This window comes from Vibrio sp. 10N.286.46.A8 (genome assembly GCF_041470165.1).
Classification (GTDB): Bacteria; Pseudomonadota; Gammaproteobacteria; order Enterobacterales; family Vibrionaceae; genus Vibrio; species Vibrio tasmaniensis_A.
Map to the genome: position 1 here is coordinate 1 of NZ_JBFRLX010000341.1, position 4,410 is coordinate 4,410.

The following is a 4,410-nucleotide window of genomic DNA, read 5'->3' on the forward strand; positions in this document are numbered from 1 at the left end:
CATTTGAGCGGCGTTTTTATTTATGAGAAATACACGCCCTAGCTAGTTTGATCCTTGAGTGTCTGGAATCCAAAATAAATACGCATGAACGTGGTTAGCCAACAACCTGCACCAAAGGTGTAAGCGATAACAGCAAAGTGTTGAGGCCAAATACAGAACGCGATGAAACAAGCGATGGTTTCAGTGCCTTCGGTTAGCCCTGACATGTAGTACAGAGACTTATGCTTATAGACTGGGTTTTCGATGCCTCGTTTGCCTGCCATCACGGCAAACGCCAAAAAGCTGCTGCCAGTACCGATAAAAGAGAAGATCAAAAACGCACCGGCAATGGAGTTGTGTTCTGGGTTCGCAATAACAAAGCCAAAAGGAATTAACGAATAGAAAAGGAAATCGAGGCTGATGTCGAGAAAACCGCCAGCGTCACTAATGCCTTGGATTCGAGCCAAAGCCCCATCAAGCCCATCACATACTCGGTTGAACACAATGAAGCCTAGCGCCCATTCGTAATGTTGAAATGCCAACGCCGGAAACGCTAAACACCCGACCAGAAAGCCAAATAAGGTGGTTTGATTTGCCGTGATACCGAATTGACTCAGCAACTTAGCTGATTGGTTTAATGGCCACTTAATGACCTTGATGGAGTACTTATCCAGCATGATGACTCCTCCATGGCCAAGACAGCACTTGCGCCCCTTGAGGTACGTCAGCTTCGTCGTGCGTGACCATTAATGTTGGGATATTTGCTTTTGTCAGCTGTTCGAAGACCCAATCGCGAAATTGTGCTCTTAACTCTTGGTCTAACTTACTAAACGGTTCGTCGAGTAGGGCGAGCTTCGGCTTCGCCAATAACATACGAGTTAAGCTGATTCTTGCACGTTGACCGCCAGATATTTGATCCGGGAAAGACTCTGCCAAGTGAGTTAGCTCTATGTCTTTTAGTGCAGCCATCGCTTGCTGTTGACGAGCGGAGCCCTTAATTGAATTAGGCAGAGAGAACGCCAAGTTTTCCCATACCTTGAGGTGAGGGAACAACAAGTCATCTTGAAAAAGAATACCGACTTCACGCTGATGTGAAGGCAGGTCATCCAGCTGAATGTCGTTCAAAATAACGGTGCCAGAATACGAAAACTCATCATTTAAGTGCCCAGCTACGGCGTCCAACAAGGTCGATTTTCCGCAGCCGCTCGGCCCCATCAAAGCCAATACTTGGCCTGATTCTAATGTTACGTTTAGCGCTGAAAACAGCGATACACCATCGTTTTTACGGATGGCGAGGTCGTTGAGGTGCAGACTCATTCGTTAGAAAACCTTTAAAAGTAAGACGGCGATATCTGAGTTGAAGTCGGCTGACTAATATCGCTAAAGAGAAAAAGAACAGAGGCAATAGGGCCTGCCAAATGGCATAGATAGCTGTCACTCTGCGGTCGAAACCACTGGTAAGGGCAACGGCTTCTGTGGTGATTGTGCTAATACGGCCCGCGCCGAGCATCAAGCTGGGTAAGTACTGAGCCAAACTTACGCTGATCCCGACCGCCCAAGCAAAGGCAATAGCGGGTAACAAGATAGGCAGCTTGATGGAGTACCAGCTTTGAAATGGCGATTTACCCAAGCTCAACGAGGCTTTTATCAGGCCGTCATTGAAGCTTTTCCAAGGGCCATCCAAAGACAGATACACAAACGGGAAAGCAAAGAAAACATGCGCCCAAATTACCCAAAATTCATAGGCGCTGCTGCCGATATAAAGCGTGGTCACTTGCATGCCGAACAATACCGAGAGTTGAGGTATCAACATGGGAATCGCGATAATAAAGCCCGGAACTTGCCACTTGTATTTGATTCGGTACTCATGAGCTACCAGCGCGAGTAATAAAGCAACGGAAGCGGCAATAAGGCCAATCCACAAGCTTTGCCCGACGGTGCTCATGATGCCATCCCACTCAAACTCCCAGAAACGCATGCTGTAGCGACTTGGAAGTAAATCAGGGAAACGCCAACGTTGGGCAACACTCCAAATCCCCATTAGTGGAATGATCAGTAGTGACAATGCAGCAAGCACTGCGAAGATCGTTTTTCCTAGAAGGTTAATACCTGTTCTTCCTGAATATTGCCAAGTTCTAAAGTACTTGAGAATTGCCCATTCGATTAGACGCGCTAGGGCGATGATCAACGAAGCCAAACCGAATAAAACGATGGCGCCAGCGGCAGCTCGTGGCAATAGATTAAGGTCTGGGTCGTTAAACCATTGCCATACCAAAACGGCAAAGGTCGGCGGATTGGTTGGGCCAATGATCAGAGCGATGTCGACAACCGATACGCTGTAAGCAAGCACCGCCAACATAGGGAAGCGAAGCTTGGTAAACCATTGTGGGAAAATACACTTCCACCAGATCTGAGCACGGCTATAACCCAGAGAGGCACTGACCTTAGTGATGCGTTCAACATCGATTTGTTGAAGTATCGAAATGCTCATCAGCAATAAGAAGGGCACTTCTTTGAGTGCGAGCATAATGATTAGGCCAAACGCGTAAGGATCTTTTATCAGCAAAGCCAATTCAGAGCTTGTAGCCGATTCACCAAGTAAGTGATGCACGGCTCTTGCGCCAAGCCCTGTTGGGCTAAACAGAAAAGCAAAGCCAATGGCGAAAGCCACATGCGGAATGGCAAGCATTGGCGATAGCGTTAGCTCAATCTTTCTCCAAAACTTGTTTCCCCAAGAAGCCTGAAGAATACAAAAGGTCAGGAAGCAGGCAATGTAGCTGCTGGCGACCGCTGAACCGAGGCTCAAACCAATAGAGTGCCAAGCCCCTTCCCATTGAAAGACTTGGTTAAAACCGTTGAGTGTTGGTTCCTCTAAACCTAGGGGCGGGATGAAACTCAGTGACGAGGCCACTACTCCCGCTACCCCAGGAATCGTAGGGACAATGCACACAGCTATAACAACAAAATATAGAGCGCGTAGCATGAATTTTAGTTACCGTATCGCTTAAGCCACTCTTTCTCGAGCGCGTTTTGCCAGCTTGGGTGTGGTTCATCAATCGATTTAAATTGTTGAGTATTCTTAGCGCTACCAGTCAGGTACTTGCTGCTTAATACAGAAGGATCACCCCAAACATTGAGGTCGCCTTTGCGCGATTGTGCTTCTGGGCTCAACAAGAAGTTGATGGTTACCTGAGCGCCAGCACTTGCATTAGCATTCCAAGGAATCGCAAGGAAGTGAATGTTAGACAGAGCGCCACTTTCTAGAGCATAGGCCTTGGTAGTTTCAGCTAGGCGGCCACTTGATTGTGCTGAATAGACAGAATTTGGGTTAAAGGTAATCGCTAAATCGAGCTGACCATCATCCAGAAGTTGGATACTTTCCGATGTGCCCGCTGGGAATTGTTTACCACCGCGCCATGCCACTTTATGGAATTTATCTAAGTAAGCCCAAAGTGGTGCAGTAACTTCTTGGAAGTTGTCTTCCGAAACAGGTTGAGCCAGTGCAGGGTTGTTGTCTGTTAGCTCAATCAGTAGAGACTTGATGAAGCTGGTGCCATGAAATTCAGGTGGGCGAGGGTAGCTTAAGCGGTTAGGGAAAGCTTGAGCGTAGCTCAACATCTCTGAAAACGATTGTGGCGGATTGTTTAGTGTCTCTTGGTCGTGGATGAACACAAGTTGTCCGACGCCCCAAGGTGCTTCTAAGCCTTCGGTTGGCTCCGAGAAATCGACATCAATTGGTAAAGATTTATCAACGTACTTCCAGTTTGGAAGTGATTCTGTGAATGGTCCAAATAACAGCGCATTGTCTTTCATCGAGCGGAAGTTCTCACCATTAATCCAAACGATATCGACACTGCCTTCGCTGTTCTTGCCTGCGGCTTTTTCTGCAAGTAGTCGAGTAGTCGTTTCAGCAATGTCGGTTACTTTTACATGCTTTAAGGTCACACCGTAGTCACTTTGTAACTCCTTGCCTGCCCATTGTAGGTAACGATTAATTTCTTGGCTTCCGCCCCAAGCGTGAAAGTAGACAGTTTGTCCCTCTGCCTGCTGTTCTATTTGGTTCCAGCTATTGGTTGATGTTGCTTCATCAGCGTAAATGGCTGCGCTGTATGCAACGGTTGCCATGATTCCTAACGTACTTACTATCTTGTTCATAAACTTTTCCATTTGGTAGTGAACGGGCAAGAGCATTGTTATTTCAAACTCCCTAGGGCGTGTTGACCTTTCGTGGTTAAATTTTGTTCGAGATAAAAGCGTTTTAATCGCGGCGAGGGGGAAGTAGCCTAGTCATTCTAAGCAAATCTCCCTCAACAAAGAGTAAAACGCTTTTAGCTGAACCCTTCGGGCAGCGTTTGCTGGTCATTTCTACTGCGTTATCGGCTTCTCATGTAGGTTAGCTACACATCGACGCCTCTGCCTTGTATAAATACC

Annotated in this window: 4 protein-coding genes; all 4 read right to left on the reverse strand. The window is 47.1% G+C overall.

Going from position 1 to position 4,410, the window contains the following annotated elements:
• Positions 1-38 precede the first annotated feature (38 nt).
• The 4 genes from AB4232_RS22230 to AB4232_RS22245 are packed head-to-tail and all read right to left on the reverse strand — an operon-like array spanning position 39 to position 4,134.
• The gene (locus tag AB4232_RS22230) at positions 39-656 is read right to left on the reverse strand and encodes a CDP-alcohol phosphatidyltransferase family protein (protein WP_372088031.1); all 618 of its coding nucleotides are present in this window, start codon (positions 654-656) and stop codon (positions 39-41) included.
• Entirely contained in the window at positions 646-1,296 is a 651-nt protein-coding gene (locus AB4232_RS22235; protein ID WP_012603669.1) for an ATP-binding cassette domain-containing protein, read from the reverse strand. Before AB4232_RS22235 ends, AB4232_RS22230 begins: the two co-directional genes overlap by 11 nt.
• Positions 1,262-2,962 (reverse strand): ABC transporter permease, encoded by a 1,701-nt coding sequence (locus tag AB4232_RS22240; protein ID WP_372088032.1) that lies wholly within the window; start codon positions 2,960-2,962, stop codon positions 1,262-1,264. The genes AB4232_RS22235 and AB4232_RS22240 overlap by 35 nt, the downstream gene beginning before the upstream one ends.
• Positions 2,963-2,967: 5 nt before the next feature.
• Entirely contained in the window at positions 2,968-4,134 is a 1,167-nt protein-coding gene (locus tag AB4232_RS22245) for an ABC transporter substrate-binding protein (protein ID WP_029224023.1), read from the reverse strand.
• Positions 4,135-4,410 lie beyond the last annotated feature (276 nt).

What these genes read in the sequence shown, in the direction of transcription:
- AB4232_RS22230 (WP_372088031.1), bottom strand. Translation starts at nt 656, where the DNA reads ATGCTGGATAAGTACTCCATCAAGGTCATTAAGTGGCCATTAAACCAA.
- AB4232_RS22235 (WP_012603669.1), bottom strand. Translation starts at nt 1,296, where the DNA reads ATGAGTCTGCACCTCAACGACCTCGCCATCCGTAAAAACGATGGTGTA.
- AB4232_RS22240 (WP_372088032.1), bottom strand. Translation starts at nt 2,962, where the DNA reads ATGCTACGCGCTCTATATTTTGTTGTTATAGCTGTGTGCATTGTCCCT.
- AB4232_RS22245 (WP_029224023.1), bottom strand. Translation starts at nt 4,134, where the DNA reads ATGAACAAGATAGTAAGTACGTTAGGAATCATGGCAACCGTTGCATAC.